This is a genomic window from Bradyrhizobium sp. 215_C5_N1_1 (assembly GCF_052075935.1).
Taxonomy (GTDB): Bacteria; Pseudomonadota; Alphaproteobacteria; order Rhizobiales; family Xanthobacteraceae; genus Bradyrhizobium; species Bradyrhizobium barranii.
This window is the reverse complement of sequence record NZ_CP197228.1, coordinates 5,262,315-5,283,371: the sequence shown is the minus strand read 5'-3', so window position 1 is coordinate 5,283,371 and position 21,057 is coordinate 5,262,315. Positions and strand designations below refer to the sequence as shown.

Genomic DNA, 21,057 nt, shown 5'->3' with positions numbered 1-21,057 from the left:
TGCGGGTGAGATCAATCCATGCCGTGCCTTCATCGACAACGCTTGCGCGTTTGCAAGCATCGCCTGTCCCTTGCCTCGGTCTCCTTTCTGGCGTTGGCGTCGCTCGGCTTTGCTTCGGCGACGACGTCGCGTGCAGGGACGTCGATCACGGTCAGCACCCAGAGGCCTTACAATATCGGCCTCAGCGGTAACGATGATCTCGGTGATCTCAAGAAGATCTACCAGAGCGCGAACAGCCCGTCCGAACAGGCCCTCGACCAGTTCAACCAGATCATCACCGATACCGGCATGAAGCGGACGCGCCTGCTGCTCAGCGATGTCTATTGCGATGTCGATCAGACCGGCGATGTGTTCGGGTACACGCAGGACGGCGTTTTCCATCCGGGCGACTGCCAGCCTCTGGCCTGGCATCTTGAGTGGGCCCTGGGTCGCGGGCTCTCGCCTCACGTGGCGGTCGCGGCCTTCATGCCGCCGCGCCTGGTGCAATACGGACCTGGCGAGAGTTGGAATCGGAACGGGCCGGCTCCGGCACTTTTCCAGAAATACGCCAACGCTCTCGTGCGATATATCGCGAAGAAATCGTTCGACGGCGGGGCGTCATCCGTCATCTTCGAGGTCAGCAACGAGGCCGATATCGCCGATTCAGCCCCGGAGAACTGGAGCGACACCAATCCTTCCGCCTACAGGCTCAAGCCATTGGGGTCATGGGGCCGTTGGCTGTGGTGGATGGATCCGGCCAAGTATGTCCTCAAGCAGTGGACCCCGCTGCAGACCCACGTGATGTCCAAGGCCGAAGATCCGACCTTGTCGTACCCCTACGGGCTCGATGCGCGCCGTCTGCCCAGGCAGCTCTTGCCGGTTCAGAAGGTCTTCTCGCAGGCGATCGTGAACATCAGAAACGAACTCGCCGCCAACCAGGGTTATAACGGCAAGACGCTGGAAATGGCCGGGCCGGCCCTGGTCGGACTGAGCTTCAACTATTATCCGGCGGAGAATCTTCCGACGCTGGAGGAAGTCTTCCTCGACCAGACCTTCAATCCGCTGGCAGACACTTACTTGGCAAAATTCAACGCGCGGCTCGATCGTTTTTCGTTCCACTATTACGGCTCGACAGACGGCACCGGCGGTTTCGCGTTCTTCGACAATCTGGTCGACAAGGCCAAGGCCAAGCTGGACGCCTTGAAGAAGAACAATGCCAACATGCCCGACGTTAAACTGTTCCTGTCGGAATGGGGCCCTACGGCCTATGAGGCGACTGACGTCAATTATTCGCACAAGGGGGCGGCGTGGACGGCGGCGTTCCTGTCCGAAGCCGTGAAAAAGAAGATATCAATGGGGTCGTACCTCATTATCGGCGACGGCCAGGGGGATCCGAACATCACACCTTTCCTCGGCCAGGCCAGCCTGCTGCACAAGGTGCCGCACGGCGACAAGCCGGCCGATTACTACCCGAAGCCGGTCGCGAACCTCTTCAAGATGTACAACAAGATGTCAGGCCAGCGCGTGCAGGCTGCGCTCACCGGCGGATCGGGCTCCCACCTCAACGCGTTCGCGACCTGGGATGGCGCTAACTCGACCGCGAACATCATGGTCTACAACTATGATCCGACACGTGTCTTCGGCAACAACATTTCGACCGAGACGCCGGAGGGGATTTCGCTTGAGGTCGACAACCTGCCGTTCAGCGACGGCTCGACCGTGACGATTGAGCGCTACCTGATCGATGCGAATACCAGCAACCTGGCGAAGTTCTATTCCGATCCGACCCACCCCGATCCCAACCTGCAGAGGATATTGCTGCAGCGAACGATCAATAGCGGAAAGCTCGTCCTGACGGGCGACGCGCTCGGGCTGGGTGTCGTGCTCTACCGCATATTGCCGCCGACGGTGGTTCCCTAAATTAGTTGAACGCAAACCAGACCTTGGCGACGAATGTCGCGCCGCACCAGTTCGAGACCAGGCCGTCCGGGTTGGTGATCGGATTGACACGGCCGCCCGGCCGCGCATTTGGATCGCCTGTAAAGACGAAGCAGTTTTCCTTCGACAGATTGGTGTCGTAGTAGCGCAGATCGAGGTTGAGCGCCTTGTGCGTGAACGTCACGCCAGCCTGCCAGCTGAGATAGGCAGGCAGCGGGAAGCCGCCGAGTTGCGGGGTCTGGTTGCCAAACCAGGAATAGCCGGCGGCGGTGGTGAACGACACGGTCAGGTTCTGCAGCAGAAGCCGCTCCGGCACGTCGAAGCCGACTCCGGCCGCCATATATTGGCTCCAGGCGCCGGTGTTCGAGACGTTCGGAGAATAGGCGTAACCGCCGGCGACGCGGAACTGATCGCCGATGCGTCGATCGCCGCGGACCACGATCTCCCAATAATTGATGCCGTTGGTCTCGCCAGGAAGTCTTTCACCGGGATAGGCGAAATAGGTCGCCCCAAGATCAAAATCGATCGTGGCAATCTGCGGGCGCACGCCGGCGGCAAAGGTGAGTTCGGCGGCCGGTTGGGTCGGCAGCTTGACGGTGGCGACCGTTGTGCCGGCGTAGAGCGGGCCCCATCTCGTCTCGAAGGCGGCGCCGGCTGCGGGGCCATGATCGGACAGCGTGGTCCCGCGATAGATGTAGTCGGATGCAAGCCCCGCGCGAGCGCTGAATTCGAGCTCGTCGGCAGGCGTTGCGTGGGTGGTGTCGGCCGCCGACCAACCGCGGTTGCCGAGGCCGAGCGCCCCGGCCGGGGATTGGGCCAGCGCCAAACCGCCGGTCACGGGTGCAAGCCACAATCCGGCCAGCGCGGCAAATAAGGCGCCGCTTGCACCCCAAAGCGATGTTTCGTGTCGCCGCAAGTCGATCATCCTCCCAGAGCGACCGCGATGCCAACCAGCGTACTACCGACAGCCACCATCGCAAGTCCCGCCACCGAAGGCCGCAGCCCGCTACGAACCCCGAACACGTAACCGCAACAGAACAGCATCACGATGGCGACGGCGTAGGAGACGCGCAGCGCCAGTCTGGCGTCGCTCAGGAACAGGAACGGGATGACCACCGGGAAGGTCGACAGGAAGCTCAGCAGGCAAAGGCCGAGCGCTCCGATCCAGTCGCGCTTCGTCAGCCCTGGACCGGGAGCCGGCTCAGGCAATTGTTGCAGCCGTTTCCGCATCGATTCCAACTGCTCTACGGGCAGCATGGCCGACAATTCCGGCGGCAGCGCGTCGGCAATGACGCGGCGCGCTGCTTCGGGATCCGGCGCCTTCCGTATCGCGCGGAGGGTCAGAACCTTGTCTCCCCGGTCATTGATGCGCGCCAGCAGATAAAGACCGCCGTCAACGATGCCCCATGCGAGATTGCAGCCGAGCGCGCCGATCAGCATTGTTTGAATATTGATATTGGTCCCGGTCGCGACACCGAGCGAACAGATGAAGGTGAGGGCCATGATCAGCCCGAACAAGGTCTCCGAGATCCGTTCCATCGGATCAAGTACGTCCCCGAACGGAGTATCCGGTCCCAATAGAGCCATGGCTTGGTCTTCGATCACCGTTTGCAGGTGTCATCGAGGCTCATGTCCGGCTTTCGCTCCTTGAGCTAGGTCAAGGCGGCTGGGCACGAGTGCTGGGCCGATCGGCCGGCGGACGCCGCCCGTGCCCGCCACATCGTGGACGATTTTACGACGTCGGGTTCTGACCGACGTCGCTCGGACCTGATAGCGCTTTACCCCAGCCGCTGGTCCCGCACGTCCTGCGTATCCTCCGTCGCCGTCTTGACGGCGGCGGTCGCCGCGCTCTTTGCGGCGCCCTTGCGGCTGGCGATCTCCACCGCCTTGCGGCCGGAGATCTCGTGGCCGGCATCGGCGGGCATCTGCCAGAAGAACCAGCTTGACGCCGCCGAGGTCAGTGCGATCACGACGAAGGCCGGCGCGAACACGGTGGCGTCGATCTCGCTGACATGGTTGAACCACATCGTCGTTTCCACGCAGGCCGCGCCGACCGCGACGCCGGCGGAGACCGCGAGCTGCTGGTTGACGCTAACCAGCGTGGTGGCGCGGCTCATCTGCGCGGTCTCGACGTCGGCATAGGCCACCGTGTTGATCGCGGTGAACTCCAGCGAGCGGAAGAACCCGCCGACCACCAGGATCACCAAGATGATGAGCAGCGGCGTCGTCACCGTGAACAGTGCGCAGACGCCGAGGAAGAACGCGCTGACGATCGCGTTCACCGTCATCAAATTGCGGAAGCCGAAGGTGCGGATGATGCGCGCGGCCAGCGTCTTCATGCCCATGGCGCCGAGCGAGGAGCCGAAGGTGACGAGGCCGGAATGGAAGGGCGACAGCCCGAATCCGATCTGCATCAGCAGCGGAAGCAGGAACGGTAGCGCGCCGATGCCGAGCCGGAACATGAAGCCGCCGAAAACGGCCGCGCGCAGCGTCGGCAGCTTCAGCAGCGAAAAATCCAGCACCGGCGAACCTGTCCGCCGCGCGTGCAGGACGTACAGTGTCATCGAGATTGCGCCGCCCACAACCAGGGCCGCGACCGTGCTCCAGGGCAGAAGGTTGAGCCCGGCGACGGACAGACCGAACGCGATGCCGGCGAGGCCGACGCCCGCGAGCACCATACCGTAAAGATCGAACGGTTCCCGCGTCTCGCTCTTGATCGGATCGATGAAGCGCAAGGCCATGAAGATGCCGAGCAGCCCGATCGGAATGTTGATCAGGAAGATCCAGTGCCATGACGCATAGGTCGTGATGAAGCCGCCGAGCGGCGGGCCGATCACGGGGCCGATGAGGGCAGGGACCGTCACCCATGCCATCGCGTTGACCAGCGCGCTCTTGTCGACCGAGCGCAGCAGCACCAGGCGCCCGACCGGCGTCATCATCGCCCCGCCCATGCCCTGAAGGATGCGCGCGAATACGAAATCGGTGACGGAGGTCGAGAGTGCGCAGCCGATCGAGCCGACCATGAACACGCCGACCGCGATCGCGAACACCATGCGCGCGCCGAACCGGTCCGCAGTCCAGCCGCTCGCCGGGATGAACACCGCGAGGGACAGCAGATAGGAGGTGATGGCAAGCTTGAGCGTCAGCGGGCTCGTGCCGATGTCGGCCGCGATCGCCGGCAGCGAGGTGGCGATCACCGTCGAATCCATGTTCTCCATGAAGAGAGCGGTGGCCACGATCAGCGGGATGACGCGTTGCTTGTCGACCATGACGGATTGGTAATGAAAATCAGAAGGAAAGGTGGACTTGCGGCTTATCACCGCCGCTCCGCCGGGACCATTGCGGATCAACGCATAGCACCTAAATCCTGCGTAACAACGGTGTGACCCTCGACGGCGGGTGCGCGCGCTCCCTCGTCATTCCGCGGCGCGCCCCTTGGCGGGCCCGGAATCCATCGGGCCCCAGAGACCGCTGCGAGATGGATTCCGGGCTCGCGACTTCGTCGCGCCGGGGAATGACGAGGGGGGCCGCCACCCGGCCATCCACGCCGAATTTACTTAAAAAGCCTGTGCATGGCTGGCCGGCGGTGCGATTTGCTTTGATTCGTCGCGTGGCCGTGCTATCGACCCGCGTCAACCCCACCGATGGGCTCCGATTCTCCGGCGATGCCGCAAGGCACGCTGAGGGCGGCGCTCATCCATAGCTATTTGCGGCAGGGCCGCAGGAAGGAGTTGGCAGATGGCCACGGTGCAACTTCAAGGCATTCGCGAAGCCTTTACGTTCGACGACGTGCTGTTGAAGCCGGGCCTGTCGGACGTCATGCCGGGCGAGGTCGACATCCGCTCCCGCGTCACCCGCGCCATTCCGCTCAACATCCCGATCATGGCCTCCGCCATGGACACGGTCACCGAAGCCCGCATGGCGATCGCCATGGCGCAGGCCGGCGGCCTCGGCGTCATCCACCGCAATTTCGATCCCGAGGGGCAGGCCGCCCAGGTCCGGCAGGTCAAGCGCTACGAGTCGGGCATGGTGGTGAACCCGCTCACCATCAGCCCCGAGGCCACGCTCGACGATGCGCTCAAGCTGATGAGCGACCACGGCATCTCCGGCATTCCCGTCGTCACCGGTGCGAGCAAGAATACGCCCGGCAAGCTGGTCGGCATCCTCACCAACCGCGACGTGCGGTTTGCCACCGACCGCCGGCAAAAAGTCTCCGAGCTGATGACGCATGACGGGCTGGTCACCGTGCGCGAGAATGTCAGCCAGGACGAGGCGCGGCGGATGCTGCACCAGCATCGCATCGAGAAGCTGCTCGTGGTCGACGAGCAATATCGCTGCGTCGGCCTGATCACCGTGAAGGACATGGAGAAGGCGGTCGCCCATCCGCTCGCCTGCAAGGATGCGCAGGGCCGCCTGCGCGTCGCCGCCGCCACCACCGTCGGCGACACCGGCTTCGAGCGCACCGAGCGGCTGATCGATGCCGGCGTCGATCTCGTCGTCGTCGACACCGCGCACGGCCATTCCCGCCACGTGCTGCACGCGGTCAATCGCATCAAGCGCCTGTCCAACTCCGTCCAGGTCGTTGCCGGCAACGTCGCCACCACCGAGGGCGCGCAGGCGCTGATCGATGCGGGCGCGGACTGCATCAAGGTCGGCATCGGACCGGGCTCGATCTGCACCACGCGCATCGTCGCCGGCGTCGGCGTTCCCCAGCTCACCGCGATCATGGATGCGGTCGAGGCTGCAAAGAAGTCCGACATTCCCGTCATTGCCGACGGCGGCATCAAGTTCTCCGGCGACCTTGCCAAGGCGCTCGCCGCCGGCGCCGACATCGCCATGGTCGGCTCGCTGCTCGCCGGCACCGACGAGACCCCCGGCGAAGTGTTCTTGTGGCAGGGCCGTTCCTACAAGGCCTATCGCGGCATGGGCTCGGTCGGCGCGATGGCGCGGGGATCTGCCGACCGCTACTTCCAGCAGGACATCAAGGACACGCTCAAGCTCGTGCCTGAAGGCATCGAGGGCCAGGTGCCCTACAAGGGCCCGGTCGGCAACGTCATGCACCAGCTCGCCGGCGGCTTGCGCGCCGCGATGGGCTATGTCGGCGCAAAGGACATGAAGGACCTGCACGACAAGGCCCAGTTCGTCCGCATCACCGGCGCGGGCCTGCGCGAAAGCCACGTCCACGACGTCACGATCACGCGCGAGAGCCCGAACTATCCGGGCGCGGGTTAGGCGCTCCGCACACCGCTGTCATGCCCCGGCTTGACCGGGGCATCCAGTACGCCGCGGCCATTCGGCTCAATCACCGTAGCCTCTGGAATACTGGATCGCCCGATCAAGTCGGGCGATGACACCGAGAGTGTGGCGCGAGCGTGCCGCCTCTCGCCAGCGCATGCCTCCGCGACCAACCGCGCCACCGCTTTTGTATTGACGCGCATCGCTCCCTCCGCTTCCGTCCGGGTCGAAACAAAATCCGGAGGAAGCCATGTCCCAAGCCAAGCGCATCGTACTCGCCGCACGTCCCGTCGGTGAACCCAAGCCATCCGATTTTCGTCTGGAGGAATTCGCGATTCCGGCGCCTGGCGCGGGTGAAGTCCTGCTGCGCACGATCTGGCTCTCGCTCGATCCCTATATGCGCGGGCGCATGAGTGACGGTCCGTCCTACGCAGCACCTGTGCCGGTCGGCGGCGTGATGGAGGGCGAGGCGGTCAGCGAGGTTGCGGGCTCCAACAATCCTGATTTCGCCAAGGGTGACATCGTTCGAGCCCGTACCGGCTGGCAGTCGCACGCAATCTCGAACGGCAAGGGCCTGATCAAGGTCGATCCGAAGCTCGGTCCAATCTCGACCTCCATCGGCGTGCTCGGCATGCCCGGCATGACCGCCTATACGGGCCTGCTCGACATCGGCAAGCCGCAGGAAGGCGAGACCGTCGTCGTCGCCGGTGCCTCCGGTGCGGTCGGCTCGGCCGTCGGGCAAATCGCGAAGATCAAGGGCGCGCGTGCAGTCGGTATCGCCGGCGGCAAGGACAAGTGCGACTACGTGGTGAAGGAGCTCGGCTTTGATGCCTGCCTCGACCACCGCGAAACCGATTTCGCCGCGAAGCTGAAGTTTGCCTGCCCGAAGGGCATCGACGTCTATTTCGAGAACGTCGGCGGCGCCGTGTTCGAGGCGGTGTTCCCGCTGCTCAATCCGTTCGCGCGTGTGCCGGTTTGCGGCCTGATCGCCCATTACAACGACACCGAGGCCAAGCCGCCGAAATGGGCCGCAGCGATGATGCGCGCGACGCTGACCAAGCGGCTGACCTTCCGCGGCTTCATCGTCTCCGACTTCGCCAACCGCCATGGCGACTTCCTGCGCGACATGTCCGGCTGGGTCCGTGACGGCAAGGTCAAGTACAAGGAGTTCGTCACCGAGGGCCTGGACAGCGCGCCCGGCGCCTTCATGGGGCTCCTGAAGGGCGCCAATTTCGGCAAGCAGTTGGTGCGGGTCGGGCAAGATAAGGCGTAAAGCGTTTTCGAGCGAAGTGGGTACCGGTTCGCGTGAAGAAAACGCGCCAAACGAGACGCTAGAGCCCCGGAACGGGGCTCTAGCTGCAAGGCCTAGTTGCAAAGGCGTCACACCCCGGACATCGATGGTTAACAAAGAGTGACCGATCGGCCACACCTGCCCGCAAAAGCCTCAGGTGTGACCGTCGGTTCATTGACGGCTGGGCGAAGGCATTGAATCATCGCGCATATTTTAGGTGCTGCGATGTTAGAGATTGGTATTTTCAGCGTAATCCTTCTGGCTGCCGGCTATTGGGCGACCCTGTTTGTCATGGGCCGTCGCGACGACGTCATCCATGGCAAGTTCGTCCACGTCGACGAGGAGGGCGATTTCACGCCAGCCGCGATGCCGGCGCCACCACCGCCATTCCCGAAACGTCCAGGCAAAGCTGCGCAGCCTGACAAGGTCCAGCCTGCGAAGGCGGAGGCGAGGCCGGTGAACAGCGATGCGCTGCAATCGCTGCTGGCTGCGATCCAGCAGGATCTCAAGACCATCGCCTGATCCGCAACCTCAGACGCTGCCGCGCTCGACCAGGAACAGTTCGACGGCGAGCCGCTGTTCGGCGCGTGGCGTGCCTGATAGCCGCGCCAGAAGCAGTTCGCCCGCGATCCGTCCCACGGCCGCCGCATCGAACGAGATGGTGGTGAGACCGGGCGTGATCTGATCGGCGACGTCGTTGTCGCCGAAGCCGAGCAGCGCCAGATCGCGCGGCACCGAGAGGCCGCGGGCGCGGGCCTCGATCAGCGCGCCGGTCGCAAGCAGATCGTTGGCGCAGAACACCGCATCGACGTCGCCGCCGCGTTCGAGCAGGGCGGTGAAGGCGGCGCGGCCGTCGGCCAGTCCCGTGATCTCACCGACGCCGATCTCGTGGACGATCTCGAGGCCCAGCTGTGCCGCCGCGTTCCGAAATCCGTCGCGGCGCAGTGCGCCACGGCCGCTGCCGCGGCCGATGAAGGCGACGCGGCGATGTCCGGCTTCAGCCAGCCTGCGCGCCGCCATCGCGCCGGCATCCGCATTGGGCAGGCCGACCAGCATGTCGATGGGGTCGCGCGGAAACGCCCAGGTCTCGATCACGGGAATGCCGAGCTCGAGCAGCGCGGCACGATTCTCCTCGAGCTCGATCACGCCGGTGAACATCACTGCTGCGGGGCGGATGCCGCGCAGCGACTGGATCATCGCGACTTCCTTGGCATAGGAGTAGGAGGTCTGGCCGACCAGCACCTCGAAGCCTTCCGGCTCCAGCGTGGCGGCGAAGCTGCGCACCGCGAGCCCGAACTGCTGGCTGAGAATGTTGGAGACGAAGGCCATCACCACGTTCGAGCGCCCCGAGCGCAGCGCGCGCGCATGCGGGTTGGAGGCGTAACCGGTCGCCTCGATCACTTCGAGGATGCGCTCGCGAGTCTCGCGATTGACCTTCTCGGGGTGACGCAACACCCGCGACACCGTGATCGGCGCGACGCCCGCGCGCTCCGCGACTTCCTCGATGCGCGGCGGCCGCCCGCTCGCGCTGGCGCGGCCGGGCGGCGCTGGAATACGCACAACGTCGTCATAACCTGGCTTTGCCTGATCGCTCATCGAATCCCAAGGGTAATCGAAGTCGTTAGCGTCTCCAAAGCTCAGCGCGTCGATAGTTCGTCGCGCGACAGCGCGCGGCCGACCTGGACCAGGCAGTCGCCGCTCTGGCTGTCGGTGTGCAGGCGCTGCGAGATCACGATGCCGTCGGCGGGGAAGCGCAGCACCTCTTCCGGCAGCTCCGGGCGCTCGAAATCATGGTACCAGCCGGCGACGTCGCCGGCCGCAACGCGCGTGCCGACCATGACGGCGGGCTCGAACCAGCCGCGCCGCGTCGCGAACACCGCCTGCGCATGGCTTTGCAGCGCCAGCAATTCGGTGGCGCGCTCGACCGGCGCATGTGGCCCGAGCACCGGGGCCTGGACGAGGCCGAGTGCGAGCAGCAGCCGATCGACGGCGCGCGCGGTGAGCGCCATGGTCTGCGGTGTGACGGTGCCGCCGCCGCCGAATTCACCGGAGAGCCCGATCGCGCCGGCGCGTGCGGCCGCGGCCATCGAGGTCGGAGCGGTCGCGCCGTTTTCTGCGACGAAGGCGAAGGGCATCCCCAACCCCTCCATCAGGCGCAGCGCGTGGCCGAACATCTCGGGCGTGCCCTGCCACTCGATCAGCGCGCAAGGCACATGCGCCATCGAGGTGCCGCCGGAATGGATGTCGAAGACGACGTCGTGCCGCGGAAACAGCTCGTGCTCGAGGAAGTGCGCAAGCCGGAACGTCGGCGTGCCCGCGGCATCGCCGGGGAAGGCGCGGTTGAGGTTACCTTCGTCGAGCGGCGAGCGGCGGCGTGCCGCCATCACGGCTGGCCAATTGGCGAAGGGCAGGATGGTGATCTCGCCTTTGACGTCCTTTGCATCGAGCCGGCGATACAGTCGCGTCAGCGCGATCTCGCCCTCATATTCGTCGCCGTGATTGCCGGCCATCAAAAGCAGTTTTGGCCCGGCGCCGTTCTTGATCCGGAAGATCGGGATCTTGAGCTGGTAGTAGGGGGAGCGATCGATCGAGAAGGGAATGCCGAGATGGCCCGACCATTTCTGGTCCTTCTCGAAATCGATCTCGTGGAAAAGTCCGGTATGCATGGCTTGCCTCGCGGCCGCGCCGTCGCCGGCGCCGGCCAAAGGTTGAAAGGATGGCGGCGCCCTAGAGCAAGGCGACCGCGGTCATCTCGACGCGCAGGTCGGGATCGGCGAGGCGGGCTTCGACGCAGGCGCGCGCCGGCGGGTTGGCCGGATCGATCCAGGCATCGTAGACCGAGTTCATGGTGTCGAAGTCGGTGATATGAGGCAGGAAGACGTTGACCGCGATCAGCTTGGAGCGGTCGGAGCCGGCTTCCTTCAGCAGCGCGTCGATCTTGGCGAGCACCTGCTGGGTCTGCGACACGATCCCGGCCTTGCGGTCGTCAGCGACCTGGCCGGCAATGTGCACCATACCGCCGGCGGCGACGGCCTGGCTCATGCGCGAGCCGACGACGTAACGTTTGATCATCTCGAATTCTCCTCATGAAGATTGGCTCCCGCATGATGCGGGAGCCGTGCGCAAGCTTACAGCGTCGGCAGCGTCTGCTCTTCCTTGAACCACTTCAGTTGCAACGCGCCGAGCTTGCCGTTGAGCTTGTTGAAGAAGATGTCGGTGTTGATCCAGTTGAGCAAGTTCTGCTCGCCCTGGCGCACGCCGACATGGGCCGGCGACTGGCGGATCAGGAATTTCAGCTCGACCTCCTTGGTCGGGTTCTGGTCCTGAACCTTCAACGCGATGGCACTGTTCTCGGCAAAGGTGTCGGCTTGTCCTGCGAGAAACGCGGCGAGCGCGGCCGGCGTGTCCTCGAAACGCACCAGCTTCACCTTCGGCGCGTTGTCGGTGAGCCAGACGTCGAGCGTCGAGCCCTTGGCCACCGCAACGCTGCGGCCGTCGAGATTGTCGGGCTTCTTGCCGGTCGCGGCCGGAATTGCCTTGGCGCCATAGACGCCGAGATTCACCACCGCATAAGGCTGCGAGAACATCACCTGCTGGGCGCGCTCGGGCGTCGCGCCGAGGCCCGCGATCAAAATGTCGATCTTGTCCGAGAGCAGGCTCGGGATACGCGCTGCGCCCGTCACCGGCACGAGCTCGAGCTTGACGCCCATGTCGGCGGCGATCAGCCGGGCGAGATCGGCATCTAAGCCTGCGATCTCGCCCTTGTCGTCCTTGAAGCCCCACGGCGCGGCGTCGGTCAGCAGGCCGACGCGCAGCTTGCCCGCGCCGAGCACGTCCTGGAGCTTGTCGGCCCGCGCGAGGGTGGGGGCAGCGAGCACGGCGAGCGCCGTGGCTGCGATCGCAAAGAGGGATTTCAGTGGTCTCATGGCTCTCTCCTGATCGGGGATTGGTGGATGGTTATCTGGCGGACGCGATGAAGCTTGCGAGCTCGGGAGTTTCAGGATTGGCGAACAGTTTTGCCGGCGGTCCCTGTTCCCAGACGCGGCCCTGATGCATGAAGACGATGCGATTGGCGACGTTGCGGGCAAACCCCATCTCGTGGGTGACGAGGATCATGGTCATGCCCTGCTTCGCCATCGCCTCCATCACCTTCAGGACTTCGCCGACGAGCTCGGGGTCGAGCGCGGAGGTCACCTCGTCGAACAGCATGAGGTGAGGGGCCATGGCGAGGCAGCGCGCGATGGCGACGCGCTGCTGCTGGCCGCCAGAGAGCTGCTCCGGCCAGGCGTCGATCTTGTCGGCGAGGCCGACTCTGGTCAGCACGTCCTCGGCGAGGGCCCGCGCGCGGGCCTTGTCGGTGCGGCCGGTGAGGAGCGGAGCGAGCGTGATGTTGCGCTCGACTTTCAGATGCGGAAACAAGTTGAAAGCCTGGAACACGATGCCGACGCGCTGACGGAATGCCTTCAGGTCAGGCATCCTGGCGTGGACCTTCTCGCCCTCGACGCGGATATCGCCGGAATCGACGCTCTCCAGTGCATTGATGCAGCGGAGCAGTGTCGACTTGCCGGAGCCGGAGCGGCCGATGATCGTGACGATCTCGCCTTCCTCGACGTCGAGCGAGACGCCCTTGAGCACCTCGACCTTGCCGAATGTCTTGTGCACGTCGCGGATTTCAACGAGAGCCATCGAGGCGGGCCTCCAGAGAGCGGGACCAGAGCGTGAGCGGCAGGCACAGCGCGAAATAGATCGCAGCGACCAGCGCGTAGGTGAGCAGCGGCTGGAACGTCGCCGCGCTCACCACCTGGCCGGCGCGGGCGAGCTCGACGAAGCCGAGGATCGAGGCGAGCGAGGTGCCCTTGATCAGCTGCACCAGGAAGCCGACGGTCGGCGGCAGCGACAGCCGCAGTGCTTGCGGCGCGATGATGTGGCGGAATTGCTGCCAGGCGGAGAGGCCGAGACAGCTGCCTGCCTCCCATTGCGCCTGCTTCACGGCTTCCAGCCCGCCGCGCCAGATCTCGCCGAGGAAGGCGGCGGTGTAGAGCGTGTAGGCGACGGTGACGGCGACGAGGGCCGGCACCTGGATGCCCAGGAACATCGGCATGCCGAAATAGAAGAAGAACAGCAACCCGAGCAGCGGCACGCTTTGGACGATCTGGATGCACGCCGCCATCGTCCAGCGGAGGCCGGCGAAGCGGCTGATGCGGCCCGTGGCGAGCGCCAGCGCCAGCGGCGCACCGAAGGCGAGCGCGAGTACGACGAGCGCAACTGTCCAGCGCAGCGCCGCGAACAGCGAGACGAAATCGATGAGGGTGAAGGATCGCATCGCTGTCCCCTCAGCGCCGCCGCGGCCAGCGGAAGGCCGCCAGACCGATGATGGCGAACAGCGCCTTGAACGACATCGCCATCGCGAAATAGACCACGCAGATCACCGCATAGACCTCGAAGCTGCGATAGGTGCGGCTCTCGATGAAGCCCGCGACATGAAACAGCTCGTCGGCGGCGACCTGCGAAGCGAGCGAGGTGCCGAGCAGCAGGAGGACGAACTGGCTGGTCACGGCCGGATAGGCATTGCGCAGCGCCGGCGGCAGCAGGATGTGACGGAACACCTGCCAGCCCGACAGCCCAAGGCACTGGCCGGCCTCGATCTGGTTCTTCGGCACGGAATCGAGGCCTGCGCGGATGATCTCGACCGAATAGGCGCCGAAATAGAGCGAGAGCGCGACGGCGGCGGCTTCGAACGCCGGCAGCTTCAGGCCGAAGTTCGGCAGCACGAAGAACACGATGAAGATCTGGATCAGCGACGGCGTGTTGCGGAACAGCTCGATGTAGCCGCGCACCAGCCAGCGCAGTGGCGTGATGCGGCCGTTCAGCGCGACCGCGCCGGCAACGCCGATCAAAAGCCCGGCCAGCGCAGCGATCACCGTCAGCTCGAGCGTGACGATGGCGCCGTCGATGAGCTGGTTCTGATAGCGCCACAGCGGCAGGAAATTCATCGGGCCCGCTCTCAGCCGAACTGGGTGGGCAGGGCGCGCGTGACGACGCCGTCGGCGTCGAGGCCGAGGATGACGCGCCAGCGGTCGAGGCAGGTGCAGGGATGCGAGATGCCGAAGGCGATGATGTCACCGACCGCAAGCGCGCCATCGGGCGCGACGGACAGGAACGCATGCTGGTCATTCAGACGGGTGACCGACAAGGTCTCGGCGAGCCCTTGTTGTTCGACGCCGTCGCGGAAGACGCGCAGCGGCACCGGCAATCCCTGATCGAAGGAAGCATCGCGCATGCCGAAGCCCGCGATCGCAAGGCTTGCCTCCGGCCGCGACAACACCTCGGCCCAAAGTTTGAGTGCAGGCTGGAAACCCTCGGCCGCCGAGTGCCGCGCGCCGTCGATGACGAGACCGCCGCGACGGTCGAGCTCGGCGAAAGCGCGCGCGTAAATACCGTGATCGGCGAAGAACAGGGCGCCTGAGCGCAAGAGGACGCTGGCGTTGCCGTCGGCCTGCGCACTCGGTGCGAGCGCGCGGGCGACGACGTCGAAATAGGCCGAGCCGCCGGAGCTGATGATCAGCGGCCGGCCCGGGGCAGCATGACGTACCAGCGCGAAGGCCGCGATGGTGCGCTCCATCAGCGCCGCGATCGCGCGCATCGTCTCGTCGGCATCGGGCGTTGCGACCGCGCCTTCGTAAGTGGCGACGCCGCCGAGCAGGAGGCCGTCGGCCGCGAGCACGGCTGCGATCGTCGCTTCGACCGCGGCGCGATCGCGCGCGCCGGCTCGGCCCGCGCCGAGCTCGACCAGCACGGACAATTCGCTGCGGCCCGCAATCCGGGCCGCTTCAGCGAGCGCTGCGACCGCCGCCGGTGAATCCGCGAAGGCGTGAAATTCGACGTCGGGATAGGCGCCGAGCAACGCGCCGAGCCGCCGGCCGGCCGCGAGGCCGCCGATCTCATTGGCCAGCAGCAGGCGCCGCTCGCCATGGGCGAGCAGCACGGCGGCCTGCTGGATGTTGGCAACCGTCGTGCCCCAGGCGCCGGCCTCGCGCAGCGACCGAGCGAGCTCCGGCGACATCGGCGTCTTGGCGTGGGGCGCAACGGCAACGCCGGCGCCCTTGCACCAGCGCAGGAAGAGGTCGCGGTTGGCTGCGAAGGCGGCTTCATCGAGCGTGAGGGCGGGCAGGGCGAGATCGCCGCGGCACGGCTGCCAATCCTGGCGGGCGATCTCCTCGATCGGCAGGCCATCGACCAGGGGGATGCCCCGCGTGGTCGTTGAAAGACGTTGGCTCTCCCACCGGGACAAGAACTGCATCGTCGCTCCCTCAGCGGCCCCTCGACCGCTCGGGAACGATAGGTCGGAATGACAACGTTGTCATTAGCGGATTCTAGCCAATCTTGGCGCGAATTCGATACAGGGAGGTAATTTGGTAAGGTGTTGTGCCCGTGAATTGGGCTAGTGCTCGCCGCCCATCTGGGCGAGCAGCTCCTCGATATCGACATCGACCTGGCCCGCGGCCCTGACGTGACGAACTTCAAAACTGTTCGGCCGGAAGCGGTATTCGACGAGCCCGACTTCCTTGATCGCGATCCGGTCCTGGCGCTGGTCGTTGATCCTGAAGCCGGCCGACGGCGCCCAGACATGGCGGGTGTGGCGATAGGTGAAGTCGCGCCGCTGGTGCACGTGGCCGCTGGCGATGAGACGCAGGTCCACAGTCGAGAACATCTCGATCAAGCGCGCGCGTGCCGGCTGCGGCACGTAGCGAATCGAGGTCTCCGGCGTCTCGGGGTCGTCGGGCAGGTTGAGAAACATCGGCTTGTGCACGAACAGCGCGATCGGCCTGCCGTTGATGCGCGCCATTTCCCGGGACAACCAGTCGAACTGCTCAGCCTCGAATGCGAGCCCGGAATTCATCACCAGCGAGTTGAGGCCGATGAAGTGCCAGCCGGCCGCTTCGAACGACCAATGGTCTTCGCCGATGATGTCGCGGAATTGTTGGCGGTGCTTTTCCTCAACCGGCGGCTTGGGCGCAGGCCCGATCGCGGTTGGATTGTCGCCGATGTCGTGATTGCCGGGAATGTAGCAGCAGGCGACGGGCAGGGCGTCGTGCCGGCTCTTGGCGAATTCGACATCGTCGCGACTTGTCGGCCCGTCGAAGGAGACGTCGCCGGTGTTGACGACGAGGTCGGGCCTATCAGCGTCGATGTGTTCGCTGACGCGATCGAAGTTGGCGATCAGGCCGGGGAAGCGCCGGCCGAGATGGGTGTCGGAAATCTGCGTGAGGCGAAATTCGGACATGGGGTCAGCATACGCGTTGTCGCACGTCGGAACGATGACGGCGCGCGCATGCATCGCGATGAAACAAAGTTTAAAGCACGCGATAGCGGATCGTGTAGGCGTCCTGCGGCGCGACGCCGCCGGTGGCCGGCGAGGCGATGCGGTCAGCGAGGTGCCAGGGCCCGAACTGCTCGGAGCGATGCGGCTCGGCGGACAGGCGGAGGCGGAATTCGAACGTGCCCTTGCCGGGCAGGTTCACGACCAGCATGCGGTCGGCGGTGCGGTGGTTGAGCGCCACGGCGCCGCGCAGCACGGAGCGGCCATCACCGAGCTCGCGCACGCCGTCGACCAGCGCCAGCGTCTGGTTGCGGTCGGTGTGCAGCTCGATCTGGCTGTCGGACACCGCCGTCAGCGTTTCCCTGGGCATCCGGATCTCGAACTCGACCGCCGGCTTGGAGGGATTGAGGCCGAGATAAGCGAGCGCGGCGTGGCGCATGTCGTAGGCGGCGAAGGCGAACAGGGCGAGCGCGGCCAAAGTGGCGAGGCCATGCCTGACGACGTCGCGCCAGCTCCGGTAGCTCAGGCGGAAGTACACCGTCATCGCCAGCGCGACCGCGAGCGCCGCCGCCATGCCTGACAGCGCCGACATCAAGGCGCCGAGCCGGCCGTCCGCGGATTCGGTCAAAAGGCTTGGGAGGGTGTTCATGTCAGTCTCTTGGCGCTAGCTCGCCTTGCGGCCTCAAGGGGCCGAAATCGCTTTAACTATCGGCCTTTGGTCGCGGGACCGGGAACACCGGTTCAACTCGTTGATTGTCAGCGCCAGCAGTCGCGGCTAATGACGGTCCGCGGTGTTCCGCCTTACGGGAAAGTTCCGATGTCCATCCAAATGGTTTTGCTGCCTGTCTTCGTGCAGGTCGGTCTCACCTTCGCACTCCTGATCGGAATGGTACTGGCGCGCCGGCGCTCGCTGGTCTCCGGCGAGACCAAGAGCCGCGACATTGCGCTGGGCGAGCAGTTCGAATTGCCGGTGCTGTTCTACGCGCTGATCGCCCTGGCGCTGCCCTTGCGCCATGCCGATCTCTTCATCGTGCTGATGTCCTGGGTGTTCGTGGTGACGCGCTTTGCCCATGCCGGCGTGTTCGTCTCCTCCAACGATCCCGGCCGGCGCTCCACGATCTGGCTCGCGGGCGTGCTTGTGCTGCTCGCGATGTGGATCTACTTCGCGCTGAAGATGCTGTTGTTGATCTGATGCACGCATGATCCGGACCCGGAGGGCCGAGTTAGCGCAAAGTGGATACCGGTTTTCCGACAAGATCAGCGCAAAACAAAAATAGCCATTCCTGACCTGAAAGATTCAAATGACTCCCGCTGCCCGGCTGTCCGCAGCCATCGAACTGATCGACACCATCGAGAAGGACCGCGTGCCCGCGGCCAAGGCGCTGAAGGAGTGGGGCACCGCGCACCGCTTCGCCGGCTCCGGCGACCGCGCCGCCATCGCCGGCCTCGTCTGGGACGTGCTGCGCCGCTATGCCTCGAGCGCTTTCCTGATGGACGCCGACACCGCACGCGCCCGGCTGATCGGCATGCTCCGCCTCGAGCGCAACATGGACGCGGCCACCATGGGCGCGCTGTTCGACGGCAGCCGGTTTGCACCGGCGCCGTTGACCGAGGCCGAGCAGGCCGCGCTGGCCTCGCGTTCCCTCGAGGACGCGCCGGCCGCGATCGTCGGGGATTATCCTGATTGGCTCGACCCGTACTTTGCAAAAGTGTTCGGCGAGGACCGCGCCGCGGAGGCGGCCGCGATGGCGAGCCGGGCGCCGCTGGATTTGCGCGTCAACACGCTAAAATCCAATCGTGACAAGGTGCTGCGCGGGCTTGCTCATCTTCATGCGGAACCGACGCCATGGTCCGCAAACGGCCTGCGTATCGAGCTTTCGGCCGATGCACGCAACCCGGGCCTCCAGGCGGAGGAGGATTTCATCAAGGGCGCCGTTGAAGTTCAGGATGAGGGATCGCAGCTTGCGGCCAGCTTCACCGCGGCAAAACCCGGCGAGCAGGTGATCGATCTCTGCGCCGGCGCCGGCGGCAAGACGCTGGCACTCGCAGCCATGATGCAGGGCAAGGGCCGGCTGATCGCCACCGACAGCGACAAGCGCCAGCTTGCCCCGATCCACGAACGCCTGTCGCGCGCCGGCGTCCACAATGCCGATGTCCGCACGCCCAAGGGCGAGGCCGATCCGCTGGCCGACATCAGCGGCACCGCCGACCTCGTCGTGATCGATGCGCCCTGCACGGGAACCGGCACCTGGCGCCGCAACCCCGACGCCAAATGGCGCATGCGCCCCGGCGCGCTGGAGATCCGCCTGCGCGATCAGGCCGAGGTGCTGGAGCGCGCCGTGCCGCTGGTCAAGGCCGGCGGCCGCATCGCCTACATCACCTGTTCGGTGCTGGCGGAAGAGAACGGCGAGCAGGTGAGGGCGTTCGTGGGGCGCCATCCCGAATTCGCAGTCGTGCCGCCGGAGCAGACCGCAAGCGTGCTCTGGGACAAGGCGGAGGATTTTGCGAAGGCCGCGCTGCAGTCGGACGAAGGCTGGCTGATGACGCCGCGGCGGACGGGGACGGACGGGTTCTTCGTCTCGGTGCTGAAGAAGACGTAGCTCTCGTAGGGTGGGCAAAGCGAAAGCGTGCCCACCATTCGTAGTGTGAAAGATGGTGGGCACGGCGCGCGAAGAGCGCGCCTTTGCCCACCCTACGGCACCGCGTGTGCCGCGCCGCAGTTCCCCAAAACAAAAACCCCGCGAACCGAAGCTCGCGGGGCTTTCTAACTCGACGTTCTGCCGGTACGTCCGTGGTCAGAACGGTGCGTGGGCGTTAGCCGACGCGGAGATTGTCAGCCGACGACTTGCCGCTGCGGCGGTCGGCGACGATGTCGAACGAGACCTTCTGACCCTCGTTGAGGGAGGAGAGGCCAGCGCGCTCGACGGCGCTGATGTGAACGAACACGTCCTTCTGGCCGTCATCCGGCTGGATGAAACCATAACCCTTTTGGGTGTTGAACCACTTCACGGTGCCCATAGCCATGGGAATTTCCTTTAGTTAGTTAGAGAGGATACGCACGTGGACCGGTACGCAAAATGGCGCCCATGATCCTGTTCAGTCGATGTTTGGGGAAGTCATCTGAAGCGTGCGCGCCCGTCTGCAACGAAGCGAAGCGGCCCAGTCGTTCGGCCAAGTATCGATGATCACAATATAGCGAGAATTTGGGGCTACTTCAAGGCACCACCCGTGGGCCGGCATGTGGCGCGGCTTTGCTATTTTGCGGTGCAAATGAGCCGCCCGACAGCCCTCAATCCACGATGAAAAGCGTCGCCCCCGTGGCCGTCGAGGACCGGTGCGCGGCGTCGCCGAAGTCCGAGACCTGGTAGCTCATCCCCGCCGTCAGCTTGAATTTCCGCCCGTCGCGCAGCTCGCTGTCGAGCTCGCCCTCGAGCACGTAGAGCACGTGGCCGCGGTCGCACCAATGATCGGCGAGATAGCCCGGCGAATACTCGACCATCCGCACCCGGAGATCGCCGATGTTGAGCGTCCGCCACTTGGCCTGCCCGGTCTCGCCGGGATGCGTGGTGGCCTCGACCTTGCTCCAGTCGGTTACGGTGAAGGGGGAGGCGGGGAGTTTCATGGGTGGTGATCCTGTCTCAGAGCCGGCGGGCGCAGTGTTAGCGCACGCTCGTCCGGCAGTCTCCGTCATTGCGAGCGATCCTCGGTGTCATCGCCCGACTTGATCGGGCGATCCAGTATTCCAGAGGCCGCGCCGTGATGCGGAAAAGCCGCGGCGTACTGGATTCCCCGCTTGCGCGGGGAATGACAGCGGTGGATGGGGCGGCACCGTCTGCACACGATAAGCGCGTGGCCGACAGCAATGCGCGCAAGCGTCAATGCACCAAATGGTTCGCCGACCCCTGCACGATCAGCCCCGCATCATTCACCCGCAGATATTCGCAAATCCGCTTGCCCCGCTCGTTCTCGTAAAACACCACGACGCTATCAGGGCTGACGAACAGGTCGATCAGCGCAAAATGCAGCTCCGGCAACAGGGCGAGCGCCTTGCCCCAATACGCCCGCAAGGCGTCCTTGCCGCGCACGGTGCCGCTGGAATCGAACCCCATCGCGGGGATGCGGTCCGAGGTCATCACGGTGTCCTCGGCGTAGAGCGTCAGCACGCGCTCGAGATCCCGCGCGTTCCAGGCCTCGACCCAGGTCCGGCCGAGCGCGGCGAGCGTCGATGGCTGATGGTGCTGTGGCATGGCGTTCTCCCCTGATTGCCCCCTGTTTGGCGTGAGGGCATATTAGG

22 protein-coding genes are annotated in these 21,057 nt (G+C 65.2%); 6 read left to right on the top strand and 16 right to left on the bottom strand.

Translation table 11 applies throughout. The features are described from left to right. Positions 1-42: 42 nt before the first annotated feature. Positions 43-1,899 carry a hypothetical protein gene (locus AB7G19_RS25705; RefSeq protein ID WP_441268251.1) on the top strand — a complete coding sequence of 619 codons (1,857 nt, stop codon included), beginning with the start codon at positions 43-45 and terminating at the stop codon, positions 1,897-1,899. 1 nt (position 1,900) lies between these two features. Here AB7G19_RS25705 and AB7G19_RS25700 read toward each other — a convergent pair whose 3' ends face one another. The 3 genes from AB7G19_RS25700 to AB7G19_RS25690 form a co-directional block, all read right to left on the bottom strand. Next, positions 1,901-2,755, bottom strand: coding sequence for a TorF family putative porin (locus AB7G19_RS25700; RefSeq protein ID WP_441268250.1), 855 nt, complete (start codon positions 2,753-2,755; stop codon positions 1,901-1,903). A gap of 83 nt (positions 2,756-2,838) precedes the next feature. Beyond that, positions 2,839-3,522, bottom strand: coding sequence for a VIT1/CCC1 transporter family protein (locus tag AB7G19_RS25695; RefSeq protein ID WP_441268249.1), 684 nt, complete (start codon positions 3,520-3,522; stop codon positions 2,839-2,841). 173 nt (positions 3,523-3,695) lie between these two features. Further along, positions 3,696-5,186, bottom strand: a complete 1,491-nt coding sequence (locus AB7G19_RS25690; protein ID WP_071914852.1) for an MFS transporter — start codon at positions 5,184-5,186, stop codon at positions 3,696-3,698. Positions 5,187-5,655: 469 nt separating this feature from the next. On the opposite strand from AB7G19_RS25690, the gene guaB reads away from it, so the two are divergent. The 3 genes from guaB to AB7G19_RS25675 all read left to right on the top strand — a co-directional run bounded on the left by guaB (position 5,656) and on the right by AB7G19_RS25675 (position 8,965). After that, positions 5,656-7,149 carry an IMP dehydrogenase gene (guaB, locus tag AB7G19_RS25685; protein WP_028150953.1) on the top strand — a complete coding sequence of 498 codons (1,494 nt, stop codon included), beginning with the start codon at positions 5,656-5,658 and terminating at the stop codon, positions 7,147-7,149. 253 nt (positions 7,150-7,402) lie between these two features. Next, complete coding sequence (locus tag AB7G19_RS25680) at positions 7,403-8,425, top strand: NADP-dependent oxidoreductase (protein ID WP_441268248.1); 1,023 nt, start codon at positions 7,403-7,405, stop codon at positions 8,423-8,425. A gap of 243 nt (positions 8,426-8,668) precedes the next feature. Next, complete coding sequence (locus AB7G19_RS25675; RefSeq protein ID WP_085402226.1) at positions 8,669-8,965, top strand: hypothetical protein; 297 nt, start codon at positions 8,669-8,671, stop codon at positions 8,963-8,965. A 9-nt stretch (positions 8,966-8,974) separates the two neighbouring features. On the opposite strand, the gene AB7G19_RS25670 is transcribed toward AB7G19_RS25675, so the two are convergent. The 10 genes from AB7G19_RS25670 to AB7G19_RS25625 form a co-directional block, all read right to left on the bottom strand. Beyond that, the gene (locus AB7G19_RS25670; protein WP_441268247.1) at positions 8,975-10,039 is read right to left on the bottom strand and encodes a LacI family DNA-binding transcriptional regulator; all 1,065 of its coding nucleotides are present in this window, start codon (positions 10,037-10,039) and stop codon (positions 8,975-8,977) included. A gap of 41 nt (positions 10,040-10,080) precedes the next feature. Continuing rightward, positions 10,081-11,109, bottom strand: coding sequence for a succinylglutamate desuccinylase/aspartoacylase family protein (locus AB7G19_RS25665; RefSeq protein ID WP_441268246.1), 1,029 nt, complete (start codon positions 11,107-11,109; stop codon positions 10,081-10,083). Between the two features lie 61 nt (positions 11,110-11,170). After that, the gene (locus AB7G19_RS25660; RefSeq protein WP_018645782.1) at positions 11,171-11,515 is read right to left on the bottom strand and encodes a RidA family protein; all 345 of its coding nucleotides are present in this window, start codon (positions 11,513-11,515) and stop codon (positions 11,171-11,173) included. A 56-nt stretch (positions 11,516-11,571) separates the two neighbouring features. Continuing rightward, positions 11,572-12,369, bottom strand: a complete 798-nt coding sequence (locus AB7G19_RS25655) for a transporter substrate-binding domain-containing protein (RefSeq protein ID WP_441268245.1) — start codon at positions 12,367-12,369, stop codon at positions 11,572-11,574. A 31-nt stretch (positions 12,370-12,400) separates the two neighbouring features. Beyond that, positions 12,401-13,129, bottom strand: a complete 729-nt coding sequence (locus AB7G19_RS25650; RefSeq protein WP_441268244.1) for an amino acid ABC transporter ATP-binding protein — start codon at positions 13,127-13,129, stop codon at positions 12,401-12,403. Then, complete coding sequence (locus AB7G19_RS25645; RefSeq protein ID WP_071914840.1) at positions 13,116-13,766, bottom strand: amino acid ABC transporter permease; 651 nt, start codon at positions 13,764-13,766, stop codon at positions 13,116-13,118. Before AB7G19_RS25645 ends, AB7G19_RS25650 begins: the two co-directional genes overlap by 14 nt. A 10-nt stretch (positions 13,767-13,776) precedes the next feature. Further along, positions 13,777-14,436, bottom strand: a complete 660-nt coding sequence (locus tag AB7G19_RS25640; protein ID WP_063983789.1) for an amino acid ABC transporter permease — start codon at positions 14,434-14,436, stop codon at positions 13,777-13,779. Between the two features lie 11 nt (positions 14,437-14,447). Beyond that, positions 14,448-15,743, bottom strand: coding sequence for an amino acid deaminase (locus tag AB7G19_RS25635; protein ID WP_441268243.1), 1,296 nt, complete (start codon positions 15,741-15,743; stop codon positions 14,448-14,450). 141 nt (positions 15,744-15,884) lie between these two features. Continuing rightward, positions 15,885-16,727 (bottom strand): metallophosphoesterase family protein, encoded by an 843-nt coding sequence (locus AB7G19_RS25630; RefSeq protein ID WP_441268242.1) that lies wholly within the window; start codon positions 16,725-16,727, stop codon positions 15,885-15,887. A 70-nt stretch (positions 16,728-16,797) separates the two neighbouring features. Next, complete coding sequence (locus AB7G19_RS25625; protein ID WP_441268241.1) at positions 16,798-17,412, bottom strand: acriflavin resistance protein; 615 nt, start codon at positions 17,410-17,412, stop codon at positions 16,798-16,800. Between the two features lie 168 nt (positions 17,413-17,580). On the opposite strand from AB7G19_RS25625, the gene AB7G19_RS25620 reads away from it, so the two are divergent. Then, positions 17,581-17,955 carry an MAPEG family protein gene (locus AB7G19_RS25620; protein WP_063986431.1) on the top strand — a complete coding sequence of 125 codons (375 nt, stop codon included), beginning with the start codon at positions 17,581-17,583 and terminating at the stop codon, positions 17,953-17,955. 109 nt (positions 17,956-18,064) lie between these two features. Then, positions 18,065-19,363, top strand: coding sequence for an RsmB/NOP family class I SAM-dependent RNA methyltransferase (locus AB7G19_RS25615; protein WP_441268240.1), 1,299 nt, complete (start codon positions 18,065-18,067; stop codon positions 19,361-19,363). Positions 19,364-19,577: 214 nt separating this feature from the next. Here AB7G19_RS25615 and AB7G19_RS25610 read toward each other — a convergent pair whose 3' ends face one another. The 3 genes from AB7G19_RS25610 to AB7G19_RS25600 form a co-directional block, all read right to left on the bottom strand. Beyond that, entirely contained in the window at positions 19,578-19,787 is a 210-nt protein-coding gene (locus AB7G19_RS25610; RefSeq protein ID WP_008141931.1) for a cold-shock protein, read from the bottom strand. A gap of 265 nt (positions 19,788-20,052) precedes the next feature. After that, complete coding sequence (locus AB7G19_RS25605; protein WP_063983785.1) at positions 20,053-20,385, bottom strand: DHCW motif cupin fold protein; 333 nt, start codon at positions 20,383-20,385, stop codon at positions 20,053-20,055. Positions 20,386-20,638: 253 nt separating this feature from the next. Then, positions 20,639-21,010: a nuclear transport factor 2 family protein gene (locus AB7G19_RS25600; protein ID WP_441268239.1), complete on the bottom strand. Its 372-nt coding sequence runs from the start codon at positions 21,008-21,010 to the stop codon at positions 20,639-20,641. Positions 21,011-21,057: the final 47 nt, after the last annotated feature.

Excerpts from the sequence above, each read along its gene's own strand:
- AB7G19_RS25690 (WP_071914852.1), bottom strand. The coding sequence starts at position 5,186 with ATGGTCGACAAGCAACGCGTCATCCCGCTGATCGTGGCCACCGCTCTC.
- guaB (WP_028150953.1), top strand. The coding sequence starts at position 5,656 with ATGGCCACGGTGCAACTTCAAGGCATTCGCGAAGCCTTTACGTTCGAC.
- AB7G19_RS25680 (WP_441268248.1), top strand. The coding sequence starts at position 7,403 with ATGTCCCAAGCCAAGCGCATCGTACTCGCCGCACGTCCCGTCGGTGAA.
- AB7G19_RS25675 (WP_085402226.1), top strand. The coding sequence starts at position 8,669 with ATGTTAGAGATTGGTATTTTCAGCGTAATCCTTCTGGCTGCCGGCTAT.
- AB7G19_RS25670 (WP_441268247.1), bottom strand. The coding sequence starts at position 10,039 with ATGAGCGATCAGGCAAAGCCAGGTTATGACGACGTTGTGCGTATTCCA.
- AB7G19_RS25665 (WP_441268246.1), bottom strand. The coding sequence starts at position 11,109 with ATGCATACCGGACTTTTCCACGAGATCGATTTCGAGAAGGACCAGAAA.
- AB7G19_RS25660 (WP_018645782.1), bottom strand. The coding sequence starts at position 11,515 with ATGATCAAACGTTACGTCGTCGGCTCGCGCATGAGCCAGGCCGTCGCC.
- AB7G19_RS25655 (WP_441268245.1), bottom strand. The coding sequence starts at position 12,369 with ATGAGACCACTGAAATCCCTCTTTGCGATCGCAGCCACGGCGCTCGCC.
- AB7G19_RS25650 (WP_441268244.1), bottom strand. The coding sequence starts at position 13,129 with ATGGCTCTCGTTGAAATCCGCGACGTGCACAAGACATTCGGCAAGGTC.
- AB7G19_RS25645 (WP_071914840.1), bottom strand. The coding sequence starts at position 13,766 with ATGCGATCCTTCACCCTCATCGATTTCGTCTCGCTGTTCGCGGCGCTG.
- AB7G19_RS25640 (WP_063983789.1), bottom strand. The coding sequence starts at position 14,436 with ATGAATTTCCTGCCGCTGTGGCGCTATCAGAACCAGCTCATCGACGGC.
- AB7G19_RS25635 (WP_441268243.1), bottom strand. The coding sequence starts at position 15,743 with ATGCAGTTCTTGTCCCGGTGGGAGAGCCAACGTCTTTCAACGACCACG.
- AB7G19_RS25630 (WP_441268242.1), bottom strand. The coding sequence starts at position 16,727 with ATGTCCGAATTTCGCCTCACGCAGATTTCCGACACCCATCTCGGCCGG.
- AB7G19_RS25625 (WP_441268241.1), bottom strand. The coding sequence starts at position 17,412 with ATGAACACCCTCCCAAGCCTTTTGACCGAATCCGCGGACGGCCGGCTC.
- AB7G19_RS25620 (WP_063986431.1), top strand. The coding sequence starts at position 17,581 with ATGTCCATCCAAATGGTTTTGCTGCCTGTCTTCGTGCAGGTCGGTCTC.
- AB7G19_RS25615 (WP_441268240.1), top strand. The coding sequence starts at position 18,065 with ATGACTCCCGCTGCCCGGCTGTCCGCAGCCATCGAACTGATCGACACC.
- AB7G19_RS25610 (WP_008141931.1), bottom strand. The coding sequence starts at position 19,787 with ATGGCTATGGGCACCGTGAAGTGGTTCAACACCCAAAAGGGTTATGGT.
- AB7G19_RS25605 (WP_063983785.1), bottom strand. The coding sequence starts at position 20,385 with ATGAAACTCCCCGCCTCCCCCTTCACCGTAACCGACTGGAGCAAGGTC.
- AB7G19_RS25600 (WP_441268239.1), bottom strand. The coding sequence starts at position 21,010 with ATGCCACAGCACCATCAGCCATCGACGCTCGCCGCGCTCGGCCGGACC.